Annotated in this window: 21 protein-coding genes; 13 read left to right on the top strand and 8 right to left on the bottom strand. The window is 49.4% G+C overall.

The genetic code is table 11. The features are described from left to right. Positions 1-31: 31 nt before the first annotated feature. A complete protein-coding gene (locus ACYVIY_RS23465; protein WP_460978881.1) occupies positions 32-1039 on the top strand; it encodes a 3-oxoacyl-ACP synthase III family protein in 1008 nt (335 codons plus the stop codon). A 58-nt stretch (positions 1040-1097) separates the two neighbouring features. Here the strand turns inward: ACYVIY_RS23465 and ACYVIY_RS23460 are convergent, their stop codons facing one another. Beyond that, the gene (locus tag ACYVIY_RS23460; RefSeq protein ID WP_460978879.1) at positions 1098-1469 is read right to left on the bottom strand and encodes a CoA-binding protein; all 372 of its coding nucleotides are present in this window, start codon (positions 1467-1469) and stop codon (positions 1098-1100) included. Positions 1470-1770: 301 nt separating this feature from the next. Between ACYVIY_RS23460 and ACYVIY_RS23455 the strand changes: the two genes are divergently transcribed. Then, positions 1771-2400: an HNH endonuclease gene (locus ACYVIY_RS23455; RefSeq protein ID WP_460978876.1), complete on the top strand. Its 630-nt coding sequence runs from the start codon at positions 1771-1773 to the stop codon at positions 2398-2400. A gap of 100 nt (positions 2401-2500) precedes the next feature. Here ACYVIY_RS23455 and ACYVIY_RS23450 read toward each other — a convergent pair whose 3' ends face one another. Together ACYVIY_RS23450 and ACYVIY_RS23445 are read right to left on the bottom strand one after the other, a co-directional pair. Beyond that, positions 2501-6349: a sensor histidine kinase gene (locus ACYVIY_RS23450; RefSeq protein ID WP_460978875.1), complete on the bottom strand. Its 3849-nt coding sequence runs from the start codon at positions 6347-6349 to the stop codon at positions 2501-2503. 131 nt (positions 6350-6480) lie between these two features. After that, positions 6481-6774: a HesB/IscA family protein gene (locus ACYVIY_RS23445; RefSeq protein WP_460978874.1), complete on the bottom strand. Its 294-nt coding sequence runs from the start codon at positions 6772-6774 to the stop codon at positions 6481-6483. 123 nt (positions 6775-6897) lie between these two features. Between ACYVIY_RS23445 and ACYVIY_RS23440 the strand changes: the two genes are divergently transcribed. Continuing rightward, complete coding sequence (locus ACYVIY_RS23440; RefSeq protein WP_460978872.1) at positions 6898-7422, top strand: DUF7935 family protein; 525 nt, start codon at positions 6898-6900, stop codon at positions 7420-7422. Positions 7423-7431: 9 nt separating this feature from the next. On the opposite strand, the gene ACYVIY_RS23435 is transcribed toward ACYVIY_RS23440, so the two are convergent. The 3 genes from ACYVIY_RS23435 to ACYVIY_RS23425 are packed head-to-tail and all read right to left on the bottom strand — an operon-like array spanning position 7432 to position 9383. Continuing rightward, the gene (locus tag ACYVIY_RS23435; protein WP_460978870.1) at positions 7432-8277 is read right to left on the bottom strand and encodes a hydroxymethylglutaryl-CoA lyase; all 846 of its coding nucleotides are present in this window, start codon (positions 8275-8277) and stop codon (positions 7432-7434) included. Beyond that, positions 8274-8624 carry a transmembrane 220 family protein gene (locus ACYVIY_RS23430; protein ID WP_460978869.1) on the bottom strand — a complete coding sequence of 117 codons (351 nt, stop codon included), beginning with the start codon at positions 8622-8624 and terminating at the stop codon, positions 8274-8276. Before ACYVIY_RS23430 ends, ACYVIY_RS23435 begins: the two co-directional genes overlap by 4 nt. 39 nt (positions 8625-8663) lie before the next feature. Continuing rightward, the gene (locus ACYVIY_RS23425; RefSeq protein WP_460978868.1) at positions 8664-9383 is read right to left on the bottom strand and encodes a tetratricopeptide repeat protein; all 720 of its coding nucleotides are present in this window, start codon (positions 9381-9383) and stop codon (positions 8664-8666) included. A 256-nt stretch (positions 9384-9639) separates the two neighbouring features. Here ACYVIY_RS23425 and ACYVIY_RS23420 point away from each other — a divergent pair, with 256 nt between their 5' ends. The 3 genes from ACYVIY_RS23420 (at position 9640) to ACYVIY_RS23410 (ending at position 12320) form a co-directional block, all read left to right on the top strand. Then, on the top strand, positions 9640-10806 hold the full coding sequence (locus tag ACYVIY_RS23420) for a galactokinase (protein WP_460978866.1): 1167 nt from the start codon (positions 9640-9642) through the stop codon (positions 10804-10806). 84 nt (positions 10807-10890) lie between these two features. Further along, positions 10891-11556, top strand: coding sequence for a fructose-6-phosphate aldolase (fsa, locus tag ACYVIY_RS23415; protein WP_460978865.1), 666 nt, complete (start codon positions 10891-10893; stop codon positions 11554-11556). Between the two features lie 83 nt (positions 11557-11639). Continuing rightward, positions 11640-12320, top strand: coding sequence for a cell division ATP-binding protein FtsE (locus ACYVIY_RS23410; RefSeq protein ID WP_460978863.1), 681 nt, complete (start codon positions 11640-11642; stop codon positions 12318-12320). Between the two features lie 85 nt (positions 12321-12405). Here the strand turns inward: ACYVIY_RS23410 and porX are convergent, their stop codons facing one another. Then, positions 12406-13974, bottom strand: coding sequence for a T9SS response regulator signal transducer PorX (gene porX / locus ACYVIY_RS23405; protein WP_460978862.1), 1569 nt, complete (start codon positions 13972-13974; stop codon positions 12406-12408). A gap of 392 nt (positions 13975-14366) precedes the next feature. Between porX and ACYVIY_RS23400 the strand changes: the two genes are divergently transcribed. From ACYVIY_RS23400 to ACYVIY_RS23385, 4 genes are all read left to right on the top strand, one after another. Beyond that, entirely contained in the window at positions 14367-15587 is a 1221-nt protein-coding gene (locus ACYVIY_RS23400; protein ID WP_460978861.1) for a LysM peptidoglycan-binding domain-containing protein, read from the top strand. A gap of 11 nt (positions 15588-15598) precedes the next feature. After that, on the top strand, positions 15599-15817 hold the full coding sequence (locus ACYVIY_RS23395) for a hypothetical protein (RefSeq protein WP_460978860.1): 219 nt from the start codon (positions 15599-15601) through the stop codon (positions 15815-15817). Positions 15818-15828: 11 nt separating this feature from the next. Then, on the top strand, positions 15829-16638 hold the full coding sequence (locus ACYVIY_RS23390; RefSeq protein WP_460978859.1) for a TIGR02757 family protein: 810 nt from the start codon (positions 15829-15831) through the stop codon (positions 16636-16638). Between the two features lie 111 nt (positions 16639-16749). Continuing rightward, on the top strand, positions 16750-17781 hold the full coding sequence (locus ACYVIY_RS23385) for an aldose epimerase family protein (RefSeq protein ID WP_460978858.1): 1032 nt from the start codon (positions 16750-16752) through the stop codon (positions 17779-17781). A gap of 194 nt (positions 17782-17975) precedes the next feature. Here ACYVIY_RS23385 and ACYVIY_RS23380 read toward each other — a convergent pair whose 3' ends face one another. Then, the gene (locus ACYVIY_RS23380; RefSeq protein WP_460978857.1) at positions 17976-18224 is read right to left on the bottom strand and encodes a hypothetical protein; all 249 of its coding nucleotides are present in this window, start codon (positions 18222-18224) and stop codon (positions 17976-17978) included. A gap of 507 nt (positions 18225-18731) precedes the next feature. Here ACYVIY_RS23380 and ACYVIY_RS23375 point away from each other — a divergent pair. The 3 genes from ACYVIY_RS23375 (at position 18732) to ACYVIY_RS23365 (ending at position 24155) form a co-directional block, all read left to right on the top strand. Next, entirely contained in the window at positions 18732-19331 is a 600-nt protein-coding gene (locus ACYVIY_RS23375; protein WP_460978856.1) for an RNA polymerase sigma factor, read from the top strand. A gap of 113 nt (positions 19332-19444) precedes the next feature. Beyond that, positions 19445-20458 (top strand): FecR family protein, encoded by a 1014-nt coding sequence (locus ACYVIY_RS23370; RefSeq protein ID WP_460978855.1) that lies wholly within the window; start codon positions 19445-19447, stop codon positions 20456-20458. A 229-nt stretch (positions 20459-20687) separates the two neighbouring features. Beyond that, positions 20688-24155: a TonB-dependent receptor gene (locus ACYVIY_RS23365; protein WP_460978975.1), complete on the top strand. Its 3468-nt coding sequence runs from the start codon at positions 20688-20690 to the stop codon at positions 24153-24155. Position 24156 lies beyond the last annotated feature (1 nt).

Genomic DNA, 24156 nt, shown 5'->3' with positions numbered 1-24156 from the left:
ACTATTTTTGCCGACTGTTTTCCATCAACGAATGAATACGGTTTACTCAAAAATTACGGGCTTAGGGTATTATGTACCTGACAATGTCGTCACCAACGATGACCTGAAACAATATATGGATACCTCCGACTCCTGGATTCAGGAACGGACGGGTATTCAGCAACGGCGTTTCTTTACGTATGGGAAAGAAACAAACGCCAGCATGGCCACCGCAGCCTCGCGCATGGCCATTGAACGAGCCAATCTGGCCCCCGCTGACATCGATTTGATCGTGTATGCCACCATAACCCCGGATTATTTCTTTCCGGGATCGGCATTCCTGATGCAGCGCGAACTGGGGTTGGAAGGCATCGGTGTCATCGACATTCGGAATCAATGTTCGGGCTTTGTGTATGCGCTTTCCATCGCCGATCAGTTCATCAAAACCGGTATGTATAAACGCATACTGGTTGTCGGTGCCGAAATCCAGTCGACCTGGATTAACAAGAGTACGGCTGGCCGGGGCGTCGCGGTTATTTTTGGCGATGGAGCGGGCGCAGCCGTCGTGGAAGCGACTACTGACCCAGAACACCGGGTGCTGTCGACGCATTTACACGCCGATGGACGATATGCCGAAGATCTGTACGTGAAAGAGCCGGGCAGCAGCCGGCCCGATCGGGCGGCTACGAAGCAGATGGTCGACGAAGGCGGTTTCGACGTCGTAATGAACGGCAATGCTGTATTTAAACACGCCGTGGTCCGCTTCATGGAGGTTATCAACGAAAGCCTGGCAGCTAACGGCTTCCAGGCCGACGATCTGGCGTTGTTGGTTCCTCACCAGGCGAATATCCGTATTTCGAGCTACGTGCAGCAACAGATGAAACTGCCCGACGAAAAAGTGTTTAACAATATCCAGAAATACGGAAACACTACGGCGGCTTCAATTCCAATTGCTTTAACGGAGGCTTATGACCAGGGCCGAATCAAACCCGGTGATCTGGTTTGTCTGGCGGCCTTCGGCAGCGGATTTACCTGGGCGTCGGCGCTGATCAAATGGTAATCGCATCCAGTAAAACCAACAAAGGCGGAATAGATCGATCTATTCCGCCTTTGTTGGTTTAGTACGTCCCTACAGAAAGCATGACCAGCGTACAAGCATCAATGGGTTCGATACCCTGCGCTTTCAGTTCCTTCTCAAACTCAGGGTTCTCAGCGCCGGGGTTGAATATGACGCGCCGAGGTTTTAACTGCTTTATGTATTCGTAAAGTGGTGGCTGATTACGTGCTCCCACATACATAGTCACCGTATCAACACCGTCGAGGGCGGGGAAGCCGGTTTGAATCGGATGCCCGCTAATCTCACCTTTTCGTAAGCCTAACAACTCAATGTTATGACCATATCGAAGCAGACTATGAGCAGCCCGGTTCGCGTAGCGACCTGGGTTCTCAGTGGCTCCAACTATCAGTGTCTTCTTTGCTTGCGTGTCCATCAGTTTCTATCGGAATAATTGAGCTATTCTTGTTTCGATAACGTACCGGAGCGCCAAGCGGTTTCAAAATGAAGCCGTGTCTATATGTTTGTTTAACCTTCGTGAATTATTTTTCACCTTTAAAACTACCCTCACTCGTTAAACAGGGGTATATACGTTGCCAAATCTAATTACCTGATTGATTATCAGAAATTTTATGATGCAATTATTCAACCATTTTGTTATAACTTTGTTAATGTATTGTTAAACAAAATGAGATTCGTTTCTTCGCCTATTTAGATCGTTTTACGAACGCCCGACCATGGAGGATAAAAAAAACCAGAGCTTTTGGAATGAAAAGTGGGTGCCTATCGTGTTCGACGGCATCGAGAACCCACCCCATTATGAAGTTTCGAATTACGGACGACTGCGTAGCTTCCAGTCCGTTACATCGACTCGTCGGCGTGGCCCGAGCAGCGACACCCCGAAGAGCACGCTGATCAAAGGCTCGGTCATCCAGGGCTATCGTTCGTTAAACATCCGTACCGAAGGCAAAACGCTCAACCGGTACGTTCATAAGTTAGTGGCCGAGCACTTTGTTGGTCGCGATCAGGATGAGCAAACGTTCGTGATTCACCTCGACCACGATAAGCAGAACAACTATTACCAGAATTTACGCTGGGTGACAAAGGAGGATATGATTGAGCACAATCGGAATAATCCGAGCCTCAAGAATCGTCAGATTCCGCGCCAAACCCGCAATTATAAGCTAACCGAGAGCAAGGTAAAGATTATCAAGAAGCTGTTACGTAATGACAAAAACCGGTTGAAGATGATCGCCAAGCAATTCGGCATTACGCATACCCAATTAAACCGCATTCGGTCGGGCGAGAACTGGAAGCACGTAACGATTGACGACGACATGGTCAGTCATTCATTGCGAAGTCAGTAGGACCAGGCTTCCCGGAAACAATTTTAAGTGATGTTTGAGAGTATTAGCTTCAGCCGGTCTGGAATCCAGACCGGCTGACTTTTTTAGAGTTGTCCTGCTATTATTGCCGCACCGGGCTCAGGGTCGCTGGTTCAGCTACGTTGGCCAACGGCAGGGAGAAGAAAAACGACGTACCAACGCCTTCAGTTGTCTCGAACCAGATTGTGCCGCCTGCGTGTTCAACCCCACGTTTTGCAATGGCCAGACCAAGTCCGGAACCACCCCGTTTGGTACTGAAGTTTGGTAAAAATACTTTGGTACGTATGGCCTCGGGAATACCCGCGCCGTTGTCGTGCACCTCAATCTGTACCTCTTCGCCGTTTGTATAGAGTCGCAAATCAATCGTTGGCTTGCGGTCGGACGGCACCGACTGAATTCCGTTGATGAGCAAGTTGGTTAGAATGCGACCAATAAGCTGCCGATCGCCTTCGGCCATCACAGGTCCGGCCGTAATCTGGCGTCGGAGCGTAATCCGATTATCATCCGCGTAGAGGTCAGCGGCTTTGTTCAATACGGACGTAACTTCGAACACCTCTTTTTTCGGCATCGGCATTTTTGCGAAGTCCGAAAACGAAGTGGCAATGTCGCTCAGGTTATCAATCTGATCCAACAGCGAATCAAAGGTGCGCTGAATAACCCGACGCGTAGCCGAGTCGTTGGTGCTGACCGATCCGCCGTTGGTGTTCGGGAATGTGCGTTGCAGATGTTGCAGGGTCAGCTTCATCGGCGTCAGCGGATTCTTGATTTCATGGGCAACCTGTCGGGCCATCTCGCGCCAGGCCGACTGCTTTTCATTTTGCGCGAGGGCTTGTTTACTTTCTTCGAGCTTAACCAGCATTCGGTTATACTCCCGGATCAACAGGCCAATTTCATCGTCGGATTGCCAGGGCAGCGGATCGTTGGGTCGTTCGAGATTCGTTTTCCGAATTTTCTGAGTAAGCAGCCGCAACGGCTTTGTCAATACGTGCGACGCGAAGTACGACAGCACCAGGAAGAACAGAAACAGCGCGGTGAAAATGCTTAGAGCTGACGCAATAACTTCAATGATTTGCCGGTCGAGTTCAGGACCTGCGTAAAAATAAGGTACACTCAATACACCCAGCAGGCGCCCATCGTACGATTTAATGCCCGCATAAGCCGTACGATACTTTTTTTCGCCGAGCGATTCATTAGCCAGATACTGGTTTTCTTTTCCTTCAATAATATGGATGTAAGCCTCGGGATTGATTCGCTTGGAGAGATACCCACTTTCATAGATCAGTGGCCGCGTCGACGTGTACAACCGTCCCTGGGTGTCAAACAGGTTTATGTCAATATTCGCGTCGCGGGCAATTTTGCTCAGCTCTTCTTCCATCGACGCCTTACTCCGTTTCTTGGCCAGCATGTGTTCGTCGAGGTACGTCAGAAAATTAACCGCTATATTTCGGGTATTCGTGATGTAGGTGTTTTCCTGATTAGTAATATAATTGGAACTGATAACGCTCAGCACAATCACAATGACGAAGAGCAGCGGCAGGAAAAACGCTACGTTCAGCAGAATCTGGATCCGGGTTGAGTAATTGACTTTAAACTCCGAAAAGCCGTAGTTGACCGCGTAGGCCACAATAACGACGATGACGGTGAGCACCAGAAGCAGGTACAGGAACGAGAAGTTAGAAAAGACGTTTTGCAGGGGATAACCCGGCGACGACACGACAACGATACGTCCGTTCTGGCCCCGCTGCGCAACGTGCAGGTATTTATTCACCGAAATTCCATCTGTGAACAATACCGGATTTGTCAGCAGGCGCATCGGGAACTTCCGGTCGTAGTTGTAACTACCCGGATTATTGTACGTCATGGTATACTGAGAATGTCCCGCCGGTTGGGACGCAGGCTGGCGGGCAAAAATGGCGTAGCTGTACTCCTGCGCATCGGCTGTCTGGATAAATTTTGTATCTAACAACAGCTCAGGATACACACTTTTTGGCCACTCGCCACGCTGACGTAAATCGAGAACAACGTACCCGATAGTATCGGATGCGGGCACGTTTAACCGGTAGGTAGGCGACAACGAAGCCGACCGCGGAATGGCAACGAAACAAACGTATTGCTTGATAAACTGATTACCAACCTCATTCACAAAATAAACGCCTGGGTATTCTGTCTTGTAAATCGGCTTCCGGTACCGTTTTGCGAACGATGCAAACGCAGAAGCGTTCGGACTGATATCAAGCGGATAGCCATTGGAACGAAACGAGAACACTTCTACATCGTACTTGTCGAAGTATTTGTCCAGGTGCACGCTTTTAACCCGTTGTTGAATACGTTCCCTGACGAGTAGGGTATCGGTCCGCAGCGCCCGGGCAATATCGCCATCCCTGGATAGAGACTCCCGGGCTTTACTCAACAGAAATTCGCCGAACTTATCGTTTTCAGCTAGCAGTTCAGCAGCAAAATCCCGCTGGTGAGCCAGTTGTTTTTTGATCTCCTGGTTATACACTACGTTGGACGTAGTAACCGCACAGATAAACGCGGCCAGAAACAGGTAAATCGAAGTTTTATACCGGAATGTATAGAGCGTTTTTGGCAGCTGACTAAGGTAAATCAGCAGGAAATACACGCCGTTCAGCAGAAAAACCCACTCTAACGTAACGCCGAAGACAATCAATAAGCCAGCGGCAATGCCAGTCCCTCCCAGGAAGAGCAAAACGCCACGCGCTACGTTGTTCAGTCGATTGTACCGCAGGAACAGGATAGCCAGCAGATGCGTCAGTAGAAAGTAAATAAAGGATATGGTGATGAAAACCAGCAGACACACCACCTTTAGAAACGAAAACCGAATGTTGAGCGTGATGTCGAGCGTAAACTGCGACTTCTCATAGATATTGTTTAACTCGGCGAAGCATATCGCAAATATGCCGTAGCTCAGCACAACGCAGGCCACCGAAATAACGGCCTTAGCTCCTTCGGGCAGGTGAACCAGCAAGCCATAACTCCTGGACCGGTAATAGTGGTTGACCCAATAAAAAGCCAGTATGGCAACAACCAGCGCGTTCAGGAGCAAATCACCTAGCGAAGGTACTAGTAAAGAAGAGGCATAAAATTTCGGGTTGAACAGGTCCGTCTCGACGAACAGGAATGGAACGCCAAAGTAGAGCATGACAACCCGTAGCAGAATCAGGTACCCCGCCAGCCAGACGAACCCGACCTCATACCGGCGCTGCTGTTTCAGCCTTCTCATGAGCCGCAAGACGTACAGGCCCAGAAAAATCACACCTAGTGACGCCAGAATGACCGTATTAACCGGGGTCGAGTGATTACGATAGGCATCGACCTTTGGAGGAATTACTGAGAACAAAAAATCGGAAGCATGGTCGTAGATGGCGTATAACGTACTCTTCCGCTCATCGGTAATCAGCTGTGGGTCAAGCGCAAACAGTTCCGGATTGTAACCCGATTGCAGATACGCATTCGTACTATGATACGTCCGGTAAATGTTAATCAACGAAAAGACATCCAGACGATCGGTACCGGCCCGCACAGGCTCATGGCTAACGATGTACCGACCTTGCTCGAAGTCAATTAATCTAGGACTTTTTATAGAGGCAATTCGGGCATAATCGGGAATAAAGCGATGATCTGACCAGAACACCAATTTCCCGTTTTTAAACACGAAATACGGATACCGGGTTGTCGTATCAAGATCGGAGAAATCCGGATTCCGCTTTTCCCTAAGCATTGAAACAACAATACTGAGTTCGTTGGCGCTTACCAGCGTTTCTTCTTTTACGCGCTGCTGAACAGCGCTTAAATATTGTTCGTCGGTGGCCCCCGGCGCGTTCTGCTCCAGGAACAGAAAACACAGCACTGACAGACTAACGGCCAGAACAGCCAGCAACAAAAAAATATGTTCTTCGATACGCTTCACAATACCGGAGGGAGTTTCTTGGTCAGTAATAGACCTAAAATCATGCCAGTTTTGACGATCTTGACCGGCGAGTCGTTAAAGAGGCATTTCGGGTGAGTTACTAAAACGTAACGTTTTAGTAACTCTGGTTTTCAATGAGCAGCGGTATCTTTCTCAACGGTATAGCCACCGGTTTCGTAGCCAATCTCAGCACCCAGCACATACAGCAAATGCTTCCGATCAATAATGACACGCACGCCTTCTACGTTATATACTTCGTCGGCAGGACTTGGCAGATCGAACCCCAGGAGCCAGGATGATCCGCAGCCGCCACCCCGAATACCGACCCTCAGGCCGTATTCTGCGGGAATTCGGTTAGCCTGTAACGTGTCCAGAATCTGTTGTCGCGCATCGGGTCGTACACGAACGGGGTTATCAAGCGTCATTACGTTATGTTTACTTATGTTTTCGCATAGTTTACCAAGTAACCCATATCGAAAACATACTACAATTTACTAATAGCCTTTTTCAAAGTTACCTTTTTTTGCTTAAACAACGTTGTTCTTTACATGGAGCTTTTAAGTGATTTTCTCAAGTTAATTGTCCCGGCTGGCCTGGTTTTGTACGGAATGTATTTAACGGTCAAGTTATTGCTGGAACGAGAGGCCGATCGGCATCAGTATGAAGTCAAAACACGGTATACCGAGACCGTGGTACCGATTCGTTTGCAGGCTTATGAGCGGATGGTGTTATTTCTGGAACGGATCAGCCCCAACAATTTGCTGCTTCGGCTGGGCGGCAGTTCCACCACGGTGCTTGAGTTCCAGCAGCGGCTCCTTCAGGAAATCCGGGACGAGTACAACCACAACCTATCGCAGCAGGTATACATGAGTCAGGCGGTATGGGATCAGATTCAGGGAGCCATGAACGAGGTCATTACGCTCATCAATCAGGCCTCTGGCGACACGAGCCCCGAAGCTCCGGCACTGGATCTGTCGAAGCGCATTTTCGAACGGATCATTCAGCGCGAAAAGCAACCCACTACCGGGGCTTTGAAAGCCGTGAAAGAAGAAATACAGACGATGTTCATGTAAGCAGGCGAATCAATAAAACACCCCCGTTGACAAAGCCAGTGACTGCTGAAAGGCATCGGCATTGATGGGTACGATAATACCTTCGGTGGTCAATGTCTGGATAATTTCTTCAGTCGGCAGATTTCCGGTAAGATCATCGGCGGCCATCGGGCACCCGCCGAACCCCCGGAGGGCTCCGTCAATACGTTGCACACCCGCCCGGACAGCAGCTCTGACTTTATCGGCAGCTTCGCCGGGTTTAGCGTGCAGGTGTGCACCAAATTCAACCTGCGGAAACGTCTGAATCAACTTCCGAAACAGTTCTTCGATGGCCTCCGGAGTCGATGAGCCGACCGTGTCCGATGGGGCAATCGTCCTCACTCCGAGCTGCACCAACTGTTCAGTGAACGCTCCAACCAGTTCGGGGCTGTAGAGATCACCGTACGGATTGCCAAATCCCATCGAAAGGTACACCACAAGCTCTTTACCCGCCCCAACGCACCGGTTCTGAATTTCCTTCACCTCGTCCAAGGCCTTGGCGATAGACTTGTTGGTGTTCCGCTGCTGAAACGTTTCGGAAACCGACAACGGAAACCCGACGTATTGAACCGCCGAATAGCCGACGGCCTGCTCAGCCCCACGCAGGTTCGCAACAATAGCCAGCAGTTTGGTTGTAGTGGCCGACAAATCCAGATTGGCTAGTACGTCAGCTGTATCCTGCATTTGCGGAACCGCTTTCGGCGACACAAAGCTGCCGAAGTCCAGGGTATCGAAGCCAACCCGCAACAGGCTGTTCAGGTAGTTGATTTTAAGAGCGGTCGGCACAAACTGGTGCAAACCCTGCATGGCATCACGGGGGCATTCGACCAGTTTCATCGGCGGACGGGTTGACGGGTAAGGATGGCGAACATCAGCATGATAGCCGCGCAGATACCGAGTCCCCCAGCCTCCCGAGCCATTTCAATATTTACGCTTCGCATACCCAGTTCATCGAACAAGAAGCCTTCAAACCGAGGAGGCCATTGGTAATAAGCCGCGATCAGATAAACCACCGTCATAGCGGCAAAGAACCACCAACGCCCGACACCGGCATACGCCATGAAACAGGCCACGGCCGCGAATCCATAAATCGGCACCCATACTTCGGGATCGGGGTCATTGTATTGAAAAGCAGCAAACAAAAGGAACAGCAGGCCAAAAATGATGCTCAGAGTTTTTTGCACGTTCATTCAAGTTTAATGAATAACAAAACAAACAGGGTTTTAATCACAGTAAGCAGTAAGGGCTGCAGCGGCATCGGAATAACCCAGGTTCTGCGCCTGTTTTAAGCTCAGGCAACCTGCTTCCCGCTGTTCCTGCAAGATCTGGGCGATGCCTAACCCATAGAACGCTTTTCCAAACTTCGGATCGGCCTGAACCGCCTGCTGAAAATCGGCCGTTGCCCCCGGCAGATCTTTCTGCTGGAACCTGAGGTTTCCGCGGTTATACAGAGCCAGTACGTTCGTTGAATTTAACGAAATAGCCTGGGAAAAATCCGTTAAAGCGGGCTGAATCTGGCCCTGTGCCGCAAACAACTGCCCCCGGTTCACGTACAGATCAGCACTGATGCTTTTGCTGGTATCAGGAGCGAACCGAATGGCATCTGAGTAGTCTTTCAAGGCTCCGGCCTGATCATTCTGAGCGACCTTCAGGAGCGCCCGGTTGTAGTACGGCCGGTAATAATCTGGTTTCAATTTGATCGCCTGCTCATAGTCCATAGTCGCGTTGGCGTACTCTTTCAACTCAAAATAAGCCACCCCACGGGAGTTAAACGCTTCGGCGTTGTCGTCATCGGCCTCGATCGCCTGGTTCAATGACGTAATCGCTTCGCGAAATTTTCCTTCTTTCAAATAATTTCTACCCTGTTCAACGTATTCCTCTGAGGAATTACAAGCGCTGAGAATGAATACTATACTAACGATACTCGGCAATAAACGCTTCATGTTCTCTTATTTTAAAGGCAAAGGTAGGAGGGAAATTTGGTCGTTTGACTAACAAATGCTTAACTTTGCATCGGCAAATCGGTGCTACCAGCTCCTGCTGAATCCCCCAGGTCTTGACCGAAGCAAGGGTAGGTGGTCGTAGCGGTGAGACATTGGTTTGCCATTTTTTGTTTCCGCCCATGTCCGCTGGGCCGTTGCTTGTTTAGCGGTTTGTATACGTTAAGCGGATCAGGTCGCTCTATTCTTTAAAATCACCATGGACCTGCTCAACCAACTCAACGCGTCATTTCAAGCCACGTTCGGTGCCAAGCCGCTGTTGATCTGCTCCCCCGGCCGCGTTAATCTCATTGGTGAACATACTGACTACAACGAAGGCTTCGTTTTACCGGCGGCCATCGATAAAGCCATTTATTTGGCCGTAAGTCCGCGCCAGGACGAGGAACTTCATTTTGTAGCGCACGACCTAAACGAGACCTACCAGGGTTCTTTGTCGTCGCTCACTCCTACCCAGACGTGGGTCGATTATCTGTTGGGCGTTATTGCACAGTTTAGCCAGGCGGGTCACCAACTCAAGGGCTTCAACTGTGTGTTTGCGGGCACCATTCCAATGGGCGCGGGTTTGTCGTCTTCGGCGGCCCTGGAGAATGCCGTTGGTTTTGCCCTGAATGAACTCTTCTCGCTGGGGGTTTCACGGATTGACATGATCAGGATGTCGCAGCGCGCTGAGAACGAATTCGTCGGTGCCAAAGTAGGCATTATGGATATGTTCGCCAGTATGATGGGGAAGGCCGATCACGTCATTAAACTCGACTGCCGGTCGCTCGACTACGCCTACGCTCCGCTGGAAATGGAAGGCATTAGCATTGTGCTCTGCGATTCCAACGTAAAACACGCCCTCGTTACGTCGGAGTATAATACCCGCCGGGCAGAGTGCGAAGCTGGCGTTCGCGCCCTACAGGCTTTTTATCCAGATATTAAGAGTCTGCGCGACGTAACGATGACGATGCTCGATAGGCATCTGCGCGACACACAACCCCTTATTTATCGCCGGTGTGCCTACGTAGTACAGGAAAACCAACGGCTGCTCGACGGCGTTGTGGCCCTTGAATCAGGGGACGTAGCGGCTTTCGGTCAACTGATGTACGGGTCACACGAGGGCTTGAGCCACTGGTATGAGGTGAGTTGCCCCGAACTGGATATTCTTGTCGACATTGCCCGGCAGCAACCGGGAGTGCTGGGCGCACGCATGATGGGGGGTGGCTTTGGCGGCTGCACCATCAATCTGATTCGCGAAGACGCACTCGCTCACTTCACAGATCTGATCACAAAAGAATATAAGGCCAGAACCGGTAAAGATACGTACATTCACGTCTGCAAAATTCAGAACGGAACGCAGGTTGTTAGCCACTCGGTTAGTGAGTAAGTTTGCGCATCTGTTGGTATAAGCTGACGTTCCCGATGCGGCCCGACTTAACCACGAACCAACTGATTAACTCTAATTTAAACTATGAAATTTTTTATCGACACAGCCAATTTGGCTGACATTCGCGAAGCCCAGGATATGGGGATTCTTGATGGTGTAACTACAAACCCATCGCTGATGGCCAAAGAAGGCATTACGGGCAAAGACAACGTAATGCGCCATTACAAACAAATCTGCGAGATTGTAGAAGGTGATGTCAGCGCCGAAGTTATTTCGGTTAAATATGACGAGATGATCAAAGAGGGCGACGAACTGGCCGAACTCGATGAGAACATCGTCGTAAAAATCCCAATGACCGCCGATGGCGTGAAGGCGATCAAATATTTCTCGGAAAAAGGCATCCGGACGAACTGTACGCTGATTTTCTCGGCGGGTCAGGCGCTGGTAGCCGCTAAAGCCGGTGCTTCGTTCGTATCGCCATTTGTTGGCCGTCTGGACGATATTTCAACCGACGGTATGGCTTTGATCGAGCAGATCGTTACCATTTTCACCAACTACGGCATTACGACCGAAGTGCTGGCCGCTTCGGTACGTCACCCAATGCACATCATCCAGTGCGCCGAAATCGGTGCTGACGTGATGACGGCTCCGCTTAGCGTAATCAAAGCGCTGCTGAATCACCCGCTGACAGACAGTGGCCTGGCTAAATTCCTGGCTGACCACGAGAAGGCAAATCTGCCCGTGAAATAATGTTGAATTACGATTTACCGTTTACAAGAAGACGATTGCCCCTGAGCAGCGCTGTAAACGGTAAATCGTAAATCGTCTTTCCTATGTTTTCCTCCGAGCCCGTTCTTACCCTCGATCATGCCGATATTTACCAGGACCAGAAATTGGTGTTAGGTGACGTATCGTTTGAAATAGATAAGGGCGATTTTGTGTATCTGATCGGGCGTACCGGCAGTGGTAAGTCGTCGTTATTAAAAACCTTGTACGCCGACTTGTGGCTTCAGAACGGTAAAGGGCGGGTTGCGGGCTTTTCGCTCGATTCGCTGAAGCCGCGCGACGTACCCCAGTTGCGCCGAAAAATAGGCATTGTCTTTCAAGACTTTCAGCTGTTTTTTGACCGTTCGGTTGAAGACAACCTTAAGTTCGTATTGAAAGCAACCGGCTGGAAGGATAAGGCGTTGATGAACAATCGGATTGCCGACGTTCTGATGCAGGTCGGTTTGGGTACCGCCCAGAAAAAAATGCCCCATCAGCTTTCGGGTGGTGAGCAGCAACGGGTCGTTGTCGCCAGGGCCATGCTGAACGAACCCCTAATTTTGATTGCCGATGAGCCAACCGGAAACTTAGATCCGGCCGTGTCGGACCAGATTATGAAGGTGTTTCAGGCGATTAACAACGCGGGCACAGCCGTGCTGATGGCTACGCACAACTACGATTTACTCAATAAATACCCCGCTCGAGTCCTGCGTTGTCAGGATGGTCAGGTCGTTGAGTTAAACGGTTAGATAAGACACTAAAAGTGGTGGACGAATAAACGAAAGAGGCTTATGCTTCTTCGTTTATTCGTCCACCACTTTTTTATAGACTCAGTTACTTCGCGCGCAGATACGCAAACGGAATAATCATCTCCTCCAGCGAGACACCACCGTGCTGGAACGTGTTCCGGTAGTGATTCACGTAGTAGTTGTAATTGTTTGGGTAGGCGAAGAAGTAATCTTCCAGCGTAAATACGTATGCTGTCGATACGTGGGGCTTCGGTAAGAAAAGCAGCTCGGGTTTGCGGCCCACAAATACGTGGTTTTCTTCGAATCCCAGATTCTTACCTTGTTTGTACCGCAAGTTCGTGTTCGTTTCGCGGTAACCCACAATTTTAGCCGGTTTCTGCACGCGAATCATTCCGTGGTCGGTAGTAACGATCAAGCGACCTCCTTTAGCGGCAATCTTCTGCACAAACTCCAGCAAAGGCGAGTGTTGGAACCACGACCGGGTGATCGAACGATACGCCGATTCGTCAGGAGCCAGCTCTTTAATCATGGCCATGTCGGTTCTCGCATGCGAAAGCATGTCCACGAAGTTGTATACAACAACGTTTAGCTGATTCTGAAGCAGGTTATTGAAGTTGTCGACCAACGATTTACCCTGATTTACGTTCAGGATTTTGTGGTACGACATCTTGATGTTCAGCCGACTCTGCTCAAGCTGCCGACGCAGGAACTCATCTTCGTGGTTGTTCAGGCCCTCGTCTTCGTTGTCGTCGTTCACCCATAAATCAGGATGCTTACGTTCCATTTCGCTCGGCATCATCCCCGAGAATATGGCGTTCCGGGCAAAGCCGGTTGTCGTCGGCAATATTGAGTAGTACGACGATTCCTCTTCTACCGTAAAGTACTCGCCCAGAAGCGGCTCAATGGCCTTCCATTGGTCGTAGCGGAGGTTATCGATCAGAATGAAAAACAAGGGGGATGGATTACTGGTACCCTGATCCAGTAAGGGGAACACCTTTTTGCGCATCAACTGATGCGACATGATCGGGCTCTCCATCTTAGGCTCGTTCAGCCAGTCTTCGTAGTTGTCCATCACGAACTTACAGAACGTAGCATTTGCTTCGCTCTTCTGCATATTCATGACTTCCGACATGCTCCGATCCTGCGACCCATCTAGTTCAAGCTCCCAATAAATCAGCTTCTTGTAGACGTCGGCCCACTCTTCGAAACTCATGCGGTCGTTATACTGCATCGAGATGTTCCGGAAGTCCTGCTGATAGCCGATGTTCGTCCGTTCGGTTACGAGCCGTTTGTTATCGAGTATTTTCTTGACCGACAACAAAATCTGGTTGGGATTCAGCGGCTTAATCAGGTAATCAGCGATTTTCGAGCCGATAGCTTCTTCCATGATGTGTTCCTCTTCGCTCTTAGTGATCATTACAACCGGCAGATTCGGCCGCAGTTGTTTAATCTGCGAGAGCGTTTCGAGGCCAGTCATGCCCGGCATCATTTCGTCCAGAAACACAACATCGTAATTCGCCTGTTCGACCTGATCGAGCGCATCGGCCCCGCTGTTTACCGACGTAACGTCGTAGCCTTTATTCTTGAGGAATAAAATGTGCGGTTTCAGCAGATCAATTTCGTCGTCAGCCCAAAGTATCGAATAGTTTTGCATACGTTCATTAAGGTTTACCCGCTCCTGGCCTTATTGGTAGTGGTACCCGGCGGGGAAAGAAAAATCTGTTCTTTGTTTAACACCAAACGCTGGTTTCTGTTCGCGCGGTTCAGAATTAAGGTTTTTTAACAACGCCAAACAGGCGAGTTGACCGATTAACTCGAGTTTGTGTGACGTTACGTTCAAGAGAAAAGTCAGCACTGACTGGCTGAGCCAGTATTCACTACGTTCGGTAAATTCTGGGAAACAGCGGCTTCGTTAACTAATCTGAAAACAGATCAAAATCTGTTCTTTACTAAAATTAGCCCTATTTTACCGTAAATTTACGTCCGGCCTCTAACCGTATCTGCTGGACAGGTTCACAGGGCAGGCCGTTTACTGATGAATGCTCCATGAAGAAAATTCATATTCTCTCGGCTACAATTTTACTATTAGGTGTAGGATATTGTCAGGCGTCGCAGGCTCGCTTTGTTACGTCGGTGCCAACAATACCTGTCGATTCGGTCGGTCTGGAAAAGAAAGATGGCAAACGGTATATCATCCACCGCGTCGACGAAGGGCAGACCCTGTACGCTATAGCCCGCCGGTATGGGCGATCGGTGGCCGAGATCAAAGCGGCTAATCCGGACATGAACGACGCTGTACGGTACGATCAGGTTGTCAGGATTCCGATTCCGGAGAGCAGCCTTAGCCGTAAGGAAGCGAAAGCCATCGACAAAGCCATTCGCAAAGAAGAAAAGGAACAAAAGCGTGAGGCTAAAGCCGCTGGCAAACCGACACCCGTGGATGAATCGGCCGTTATGAAGGCCGACAAGACTCCGGAGAAGGATGTTAAAAAAGCCGATGATCCCGCGGGATCGGGTATTCACGTGGTTGAGCCCGGCCAAACGCTCTATAGTTTGGCGGTACGCTATGGCGTTTCGCAATCGGATGTACGCAAATGGAATAATCTTTCCAGCAACAACGTGTTGATTGGCCAGGCCCTTATTGTTTCGGAAAAGGCGTATCAGGCACGCGTGCCTTCTTCACCAAGTTCAACGGTAGCGGCCAGGACGCCTGAGGCTCCGAATCGTACTGAACCGACTCGGTCAGAACCCACTCGACCCGAACCTACCCGGCCCGAACCCGTTCGTCCTTCTGAACCGAAGCCCACCCCTACCCGTCGAACCGAAAGTCAGCCCGAGTCGAAACCCGAGCGGCCCACGCCTGTTGCCGAAACGCGCCGTACCGAACCGGCCCCGACAAACTCCAGTAAACCCGCGGAAAAGCCAGCCGAAAAGGCCCCCGAAGTAGAAGTTGAGTCGCCCCGGCCCGGTAACGATGCACCCATGCCTACGCGCGGACGGCGGATTTCAGACAGCGGTGTTGCCGAAATGATCGAAGGCGATGAATCAGGAAAATACCTGGCGTTGCACCGTACCGCTCCGATTGGAACGTTAGTACAGGTACGTAACGAATTCAACAATCAGAGCATGTGGGTGAAGGTAATTGGTCGGTTGCCCAACACCGGTGTGAACGACAAGATTCTAATTAAACTGTCGGCTCAGGCGTTTGCGAAACTTTCGCCGGAAGACCGACGTTTTCGGGCTGAGGTAAGTTACATTGTTCGTTAACGAGCCGAGTTATGGAAAAAGAAACGAAAGAAGATCGAATTGCCCGTCGCCACCGGGAGCGTGATGCGCAGATGAAAGCCTCACCCGGCTACGTCACCTTCAGCATTATGTTTACGTTAGCATATCCTTTTATTGCCGTGTTTACCTTTGTGATGTCGGCTTTTCTGGCTTTGTTTTCGGGCGTATCCAAAGCAATGGCCTGGGTCGTGAGCGGAGGGAACAGTAAATAAGCAGGTATTGAGTGGCAGACGAAGCACTGGATTATCAATCGTTAAAGGATTTTCTTGACCACAAGGCCGATCAGTATAATCGGCCTTTCTTCATTGAGCGCGACCCGATCAGCATTCCGCATCAGTTCAACCGGAAGCAGGATATCGAGATCATGGGTTTTTGGGCTGCGGTGCTGGCCTGGGGGCAGCGTCCGGTTATTCTCAAGAAATCAAACGAACTCGTTGCGCTCATGGACGGGGCTCCGTACGACTTCGTGCGTAATCATGAAGAAAGCGATCTAAAGCGGTTTATGGCGTTTAAACACCGGACGTTTAATGCCACTGACGCCCTTTACTTCCTGCACTTCTTTCGCCAGTACTATCAAGCCAACGAGTCGCTGGAAGATGCATTTATGCCAAACCCAACGGCTGAAAATAACGCTGACCCGACGGCGGCTCCATCCGTTGAGTTATCCTTAATCGCTTTTCACGATCGGTTTTGCTGTGACCCCTTCTTCCCGGCCCGTACCCGTAAGCACATTGCAACACCAGCGCGGAACTCATCCTGCAAACGCCTGCTGATGTTTCTGCGGTGGATGGTCAGGCAGGACAATCGAGGTGTTGATTTCGGCCTCTGGACCCAGCTGCAACCGAGTCAGCTCATCATGCCCATTGATGTTCACGTGAACCGCGTGGCCCGTTTACTGGGCTTATTACATCGCCCTCAAACCGATTGGAAGGCCGCGCTGGAACTTACCGAAGCGTTATGTCAATTTGATCCGCTGGACCCCGTAAAGTATGACTTTGCCTTGTTTGGCCTCGGGGTCGAAGGCGAAATGTAGGTGCTCTTGCCGACCGGTAAAGTGTGTTGAGTCCAGGCTCTTTGATAAACCGAATAAACAATAACCGACCCCACGAACTTACTATATTGCATACTGACTTGTTGATTGCTGATGCCATTTCAGATCACTACCCAACCCTTCGGTCCGTTAGCAACCGAAGCAACTCCGCTTACCGAGTACGTGCTTGAGCATACAGAATCAGGCGAATATATCAGTGTTATCCCTGAACATGGAGCTATCCTGCGCCGACTCATACTACGTAAAGGCAACGAGTTGATGTCGCTGATTCAGGCACCGGAGTCACCCCAGGCCCTACTGGCCAACGAAAGTTACGCCAGCGCGTTTCTGTATCCTTTCGCCAGCCGTGTCCGTCATGGCGTATATCATTTTGAAGGTGCAGATTATACGCTGCCAATCAACGAAACCAGGCGTTATAATGCCATTCATGGGCTCGTACATGGCCAGCCCTTCACCGTCGAGAGTCAGGACGTAACGTCTACCCACGCGCAACTCGTTTTGCGGTATGACTATGCAGGCGATCTTGCGGGCTATCCATTTCCATTCTCCCTTACGATTACGTATGAACTGATTCAGGCCGATTTATTAAACTACGGCAGTAACCCCGAGGCCGACAGGATGTGCGCGTTACGTATCAGCTACGCAGCCCGAAACGCCGGAACAAAGCGCTGTCCGGCCGCCTTCGGCTGGCACCCTTATTTTACCTTTTCAGGAGAAGATCTCAGCGAAACGACTCTTTCGCTGCCTGCCCGCTCCCGGATTGACCTCGATGAAGATATGATGCCCGGCGGTCGGCAACCTCTGGAAAACGCAGAAACGTTTAGTCTGCGGGACGTGAAGCTCGATACGCCTTTTGCCATCGAACCAACCGGCGTACCAGCTAGCGGCTCACCCTTTGCCGAAACAATGCTAACCGCGACAAAAACCGGTGTTCGGCTGATCGTTGGTCAGGAGGTAGGCGAAGGCAAGTTGAACTACCTAGTCTGCTTCACGCCCCCTCGCCACGATAGCCTGGCCATTGAACCCTATACAGCTAACGTGAACGCGTTTAACACTGGAGAGGGGCTAGTTGTGCTGAACCCTGGCGAAACCATGTCAGGAACCATGTGGATACGGCTCGAATAGGCTGAGGCTAACGCTTACAACTGCACACCTGACGTGTTGGGCGCATTTGCGGCATCCATTGCTATGGTGGTCCCTTATCACGAAAATAGAGAGTAGCGAAAAGCTACCATACTCATCAGTAGACTAGATTCTGGTCTGACTGGAATATACATAGTATCACTCCCAATCAGCTTACTTAAGAGATTGCATCATAGTCAGGGAGTAGACTTATGATCTTCGAGCGATTGGCGATATTGAACGCAACCGCGCATAAACTCCGACCACGGAGGTACGGCTATGCTGGGGTCCGTCTTTTCGGGCAACAGTGACCACAGCTTAGGGTGATGCCAGCATAAATCATGGCCTGTACTATCCCGATGTTCACGAATACCGGCTCTCAATCGTTTGATCTCATCGATGAGCTGCTCTCTACTAAAATTCTGAAGGTCTGCGTCAAAGTCCATGGTTAGATAAAGTATGGTATAAGTGCCAGCACGACCGTGTATCAGTCGTTAATTGAATGCTATCGCTGATTTGATCGAAGCGCTCTCCTATCTTCAGCTATCTGGAAATCATCCTTGCCGTTCTAAAGATTCGAACTGGTCATTGTTAATGGAAGTGATTTTAGTGTTGATTGCAATTTCTAAAGACTTATAAACGAGAAGAATAAGCTGATTAAACTAGGTTGTCTTACATTATAAACGATAAAAAGTTAAAACATAGTTGATGTTTAACAGGCGCGCTCTAGATTTTATAATTATATCTTTGTAAAATTGTATTTCCATTGCATTTATTATCCATGCAGAAAATACAAAATGCTAGCGCTGTACACATTTAAACGATTTAAGCTAATTATACTGGAAACACCTGATTGTCAGATCAATAATATAAATTCTTTTTTACATTACGTAATTGTGTCAGATAGACATCATTACGTCACTATTAATAAACTGTAACTATTTATTCATAGTTTGAAAGCAGCACTTATTCCCCTAGATCACGTCCTTTGGCAAGCGTATCGCGCGGGTGATAAACAGGCCTTAGGATTGCTCGTTGAACGCTACTATGGCGTATTGAAGCACTATGGACTGAAATTCATGGTTGGGGAGTCTGTCGTTGAGGACTGTATACAGGAATTATTCTTGCAACTCTGGCAGAACCGTCTACAGATCAATGAAACCAATTCGGTCAGGCATTATCTACTAAAATCAATCCGTCATCATATTCTTCAGCATCTGCGTGAGCAAAAACGCTTGAGCTATGAAGAACTGGATTGGGATACGTCGGTGGTAGAGGATATTGACTCCGAAACCTTACTGATCCATCAGGAATCGTTACGTAGTATGACGAAAATGATCCAAGATCAGTTGGCTGCGCTGCCCGCTCGTGAGCGAGAAGCCTTGCACCTGCGCTACTACGAAAATTTATCCATACCGGAAATTGCCGACGTCATGAACGTCAATCGTCAGTCGGTGTCTAATTTTCTACAGAAGGCCCTTAACAAGATGCGCAGTCGATGGCAGGTCTCGGCCTTAATGGCGCTTTGTTTTTTTTCAAAAATAATTTTCTGATGTAGGGTATAAGTAGGCGGCAACTTCATACTATCAATAAAAATCAGAGAAAAGTACTAATGAATTTGCCGCCTGAGCCTTTCTCAACCGTCCACGACTTCTTAGAAGACGCCATGTTTCAGAGGTGGGTCCGGGAGAGACGCCCAGACGATGCGATATTTTGGCAACACTGGTTAGACCAATACCCCGAAAAGCGGGTCGTGTACGAGCAGGCTGTCGCTACTCTATTGGTGCTTCAGGGGAAGCGGGTTGATGTATCAAACCAAGAGCTTAACGAGAAGAAAGAAGTAATTCTAAATCAGCTTAATTCACCGTTCACGGTCGTAAAACCAATATGGCAGTGGGGACGCTGGGCAGCTGCAGCCGCCGTAGTCAGCATCATTATGATATGGCAAGCTGGGAAATTCGATTTCAGCCCGTTGACAGACCGAACGAAACCGAACAAGTCGCAGCAAAACGAGGTGATTTGGAAATTGGTGAAGAACGTAACGGGACAGCCGTTGGTGGTGCTGCTGCCGGATAACTCCTCGGTGCTGCTATCGGCAGGCAGCCAGTTACGGTATCTCAAACAGAGTTCGAACAAGCTTCGGGAGGTGTATTTACGGGGAGAAGGTTTTTTTGAAGTGGCCAAAAACCCAGCCAAACCGTTCGTCGTTTACACAACCAATTTGACGACAAAAGTGCTGGGAACCAGTTTTCAGGTACGTGCTTTCGACCGGGAACCAGCCAGTTACGTGAAGGTAAAGGCAGGCAAAGTTTCGGTAACTCCAGTCGATCTACCAGGCCAGTCAATTTTGCTGACAAAAAACGAACAGTTAAGTCTTAAAACCCACTCGGACAAAGTTATTAAAGGCCCTATCCGACTGTCGAAAGAAGACTCATCAACTCTTGTCAATCGATCATTCAAATTTGAGTTTTCTCCCGTACCTGAAATATTTAGCCAACTAGAATCGAGCTATCACATGCCGATTCAGTTTGATCGGCATATGCTTAAAAACTGCACGTTTACCGGTCAGCTAAACGATGCGCCTTTTCTAGAGAAAATCCGGCTTATCTGTCTAACTATTGAATCTACATTCGAGGTCATTGACAACCATGTCGTCATCCACAGTCATGGCTGTAGCTGATTATCCCATTAACCTTAAACCAGCTTCTCTTATGGTATAAAAACTATCCTTTCTACAGAAAAGCGATAGTGCTACCAACACTATCGCTTAAACATCCTAAATGTGTCAGATACACACATTCGCTCATCAAAGTGAGCTGGGACTGGTCTTTTGTCATTTCAATCAAAACAACAAAACGCATAAATGTATGCAGTATCGTTTCTTCAATCGCAAGGATTGGGTATGGATTATGAAAATTTCTAGCCTACAAATTTTGCTTGCCCTTACCTTAACGCATGTAGGCTTTGCCCTTGACGGTAAAGCACAAGAGCTTCTAAATCGACGTATCACGATCTCTGCCCAAAATGAGGATGTGGAGGTTACGATCCGGCGTATTGAAAAGCAGACAAACGTTCAATTTCTCTTTAGCCGGGAGATTATTCAATCGAAACGGAAAGTAAATTATCAGGCTAAGAATGAACAGCTTTCGCAGGTGCTAACGCAAATTCTGGCTCCACTTAATCTAAGCTATGAGGTAGTCGGCCAGCAAATTGTGATTAGAAGAGAGGGCCTCCCCGCTGCTATTCAGCAGGATAAAACATCCGGCGAAGTCAACACCGAGCAAGTGCAGGATATTCAGGTAACTGGCCGGGTCACGGCTGACAATGGCGAAGCATTGCCCGGTGTCAACATTCAGATCAAGTCGACCCAGCGCGGAACGACGACCGATGGGAATGGTACGTATCGAATCAGCGTACCGGACCGAAACGCTGTGCTTGTTTTCTCGTTCATTGGCTATCTTACTCAGGAAGTTACCGTCGGTTCGCAATCGGCAGTCAATGTTACGTTAGCAAATGATGATAAAACCCTCAATGAAGTAGTGGTTGTAGGGTATGGTGTTCAACGTAAACGAGACGTAACGGGATCGGTTGTGTCGGTGAATGAAGCAACTTTAAAAGAAGTACCTGCTCCTAACTTCGTCAATCAGTTAAAAGGTCGTGCGGCTGGGGTAACGGTCGTCAGTAATGGATCTACGCCGGGTTCGCAAGGTCAGATAAGAATCCGGGGAAACCGGACGCTAAATAACAGCTCAAACCCAGCTACAGGCGATGCGCTGGATGGGCCGCTGGTGGTGGTAGATGGTATTCCCTACGGGGGGCTGAACGACATCAACCCGGATGATATCGCCAATCTCGAAATCCTGAAAGATGCATCTGCTACGGCTATCTATGGGTCGCGGGGTGCGGGTGGTGTTATTCTGGTGACCACTAAACGAGGCAAAATTGGCAAGCCAGTGTTTACTTATGATGGCTACCATGGGATCACCAACATCATGGGCAAATACAACGTCATGAATGGTCCTGAGTATGCACAGTTTAAACAGGATGCTGCAAAATATAACCGTACCGCACCCGGAACTACGGCTTATCCGCTAACAATCAAAGAACAGGAAGCGCTGGCCGCTGGTATTTCGACAAACTGGCAGGACCTGATTTACAAACCAGGCTTCAATACCAATCATCAACTGGGGGTGCAGGGGGGCGTAGAGAATACCCAGTATTCATTAGGTCTGGGCTATTTTAACGAAACCGGTATTATCCCCAGCCAGAAGTTCGAGCGGTACACCATACGGGCTACTATTGATCAGCGAATAGGAAAGAATATCAAGATTGGCTTGAATACGCTGAACACGCTTACGTACACAAACGCGCCCGGCGGTGGTGGCATACCAGGTGGGTTGGTTCGGTTAACCCCACTGGCCGCTCCTTATAATGCAGACGGTAGTGTGAACTTGCTTCCTCTGGAAGGCTCAATCGATGCCGCTAGTGTGAGCCCGCTCACCATTATTACCAAGAAAGATTCATACCTGAACCGTTCCCGGTCGATACGTACCTTCAATAGCTTATATGCTGAGGTAAACATTTTACCAGGTCTTCGCTATCGGTTCAATGCTGGTCTGAACTTCAGCCAGTCGAACTTTAACGGCTACAATGGTCCGCTGACCTACTTCAACAACGCCACCGTTCAATCATCGTCAAACGCCGAGATCAGCAATACCGAGTATTGGGATATTAACCTCCAGCACCTGCTGTATTACGACAAAACGTTCGGGAAGCATAAGCTGGGCTTTACGGGACTGTACGAAGTTACGCAAAACCATTCGCTGGGCAGCCGATTTACAATAACTGGTGTGCCAGCCGATTACATCAAAACGTCTAACTTCTCGCTGGCTTCCGGAACACCGGTTGCCAACTCGGACTTTGGCAACTCCTTTACCGAAACGGGACTGCTGTCATATATGGGACGCGTTAACTACAGCTATAATGATCGTTACCTGCTGACGTTGACGCTGCGTAGAGACGGTTCGTCTACGTTGTCACCGGCAAACCGGTACTTCAACTACCCGGCTATTGGTGGGGGCTGGAACATTGTCGAAGAAGACTTCATGAAGACAATCCCAGTAATTTCGAACTTGAAATTGCGGGGTGGATGGGGTATTTCTGGCAACCGGAACGTAGGTGCGTATTCAACGCTGGGTGCGCTGTCGGCAGGTTACTACAACTTTGGTCTGGGTACGGCCGGTCAGCAGTTGGCCTATACCGTTACCAGCCTGCCAGCAACGAATTTAGGCTGGCAGTCAACTTCGCAGGTTGATATCGGCATTGACTTCGGTTTCCTGAATAACCGCATTACGGGTACGGTGGACTGGTATCTCCAGAAAACCAAGGACATCTTGCTGTCTGTGCCGCTGCCACCCAGCAATGGTGCTGGCTCAACGCTGAGAAACCTGGGACGGACAGAAGGCCGGGGGCTGGAGACGTCGCTGACGTTTGATATTTTCAGAAAGCCAGGTAACGGTTTCAACTGGAGTGCGGACTTAGTTTACTTCTTCAACCGCGAAAAGATCACGCAGCTCACTACGCCGACTGAACTCTCCAACGTGGGAGCAGGCTGGTTTGTCGGACAACCCCTTTCGGTCATTTACGACTACAAAAAGATTGGTATCTGGCAAACAGCTGACCAGGGAGATGGTACGCTACAGAGACAAACCGCACCTGTGCAGTTTCCAGGTCAAATCAGAGTTGAGGATATTAATGGCGATAATAAGATCGATCCGGCCGATCGGCAGATATTGGGCAATTTCCAGCCCAAGTGGGAGGGGGGCCTGACCAACCGGTTTACGTTCAAAAACTTCGATTTGTCTATCGTGACCTTCGCCCGAATGGGAATGAAAGTGGTTGTGCCTTATCTGACAGGTAACTCTACTGGTTCAGGCGGGTTTGCGTTCTTCAATCAGGGCCGGGTAAATCAGGTAAAAACTGACTACTGGACCGAAACCAATCCAACCAACGCTTTCCCTGCTCCTGATGCGGGTGGTGCTGTTCAATGGTTTGGCTCAACGTTGGGCTATTATGACGGGTCGTTCGTGAAAGTAAGAAGTATCAATTTGGGTTATACATTCAGCAATCAGTTGATCAAAAAGATTGGTGCTAGTTCGGCCCGGCTTTACTTCAACGCGACTAACCCGCTTATCCTGTATTCGCCTTTGGTACGTGATAACCTGGCTATTGATCCTGAAGGAAACAGCTATGCGTCTGGTTCGGCAACGCTCAACGCTCAGGGAGCAGACCGGGCAGCCCCAGAGCGTCAGATCGCGGTAAACCTGAATAACCCGCCAATTCGGCAGTTCACCTTAGGTGTAAATCTTAAATTCTAAT

The sequence above is a fragment of the Spirosoma knui genome, assembly GCF_054780635.1.
The sequence above is the reverse complement of the archived record's forward strand: the minus strand, read 5'-3'. Positions and strand labels throughout refer to the sequence as shown.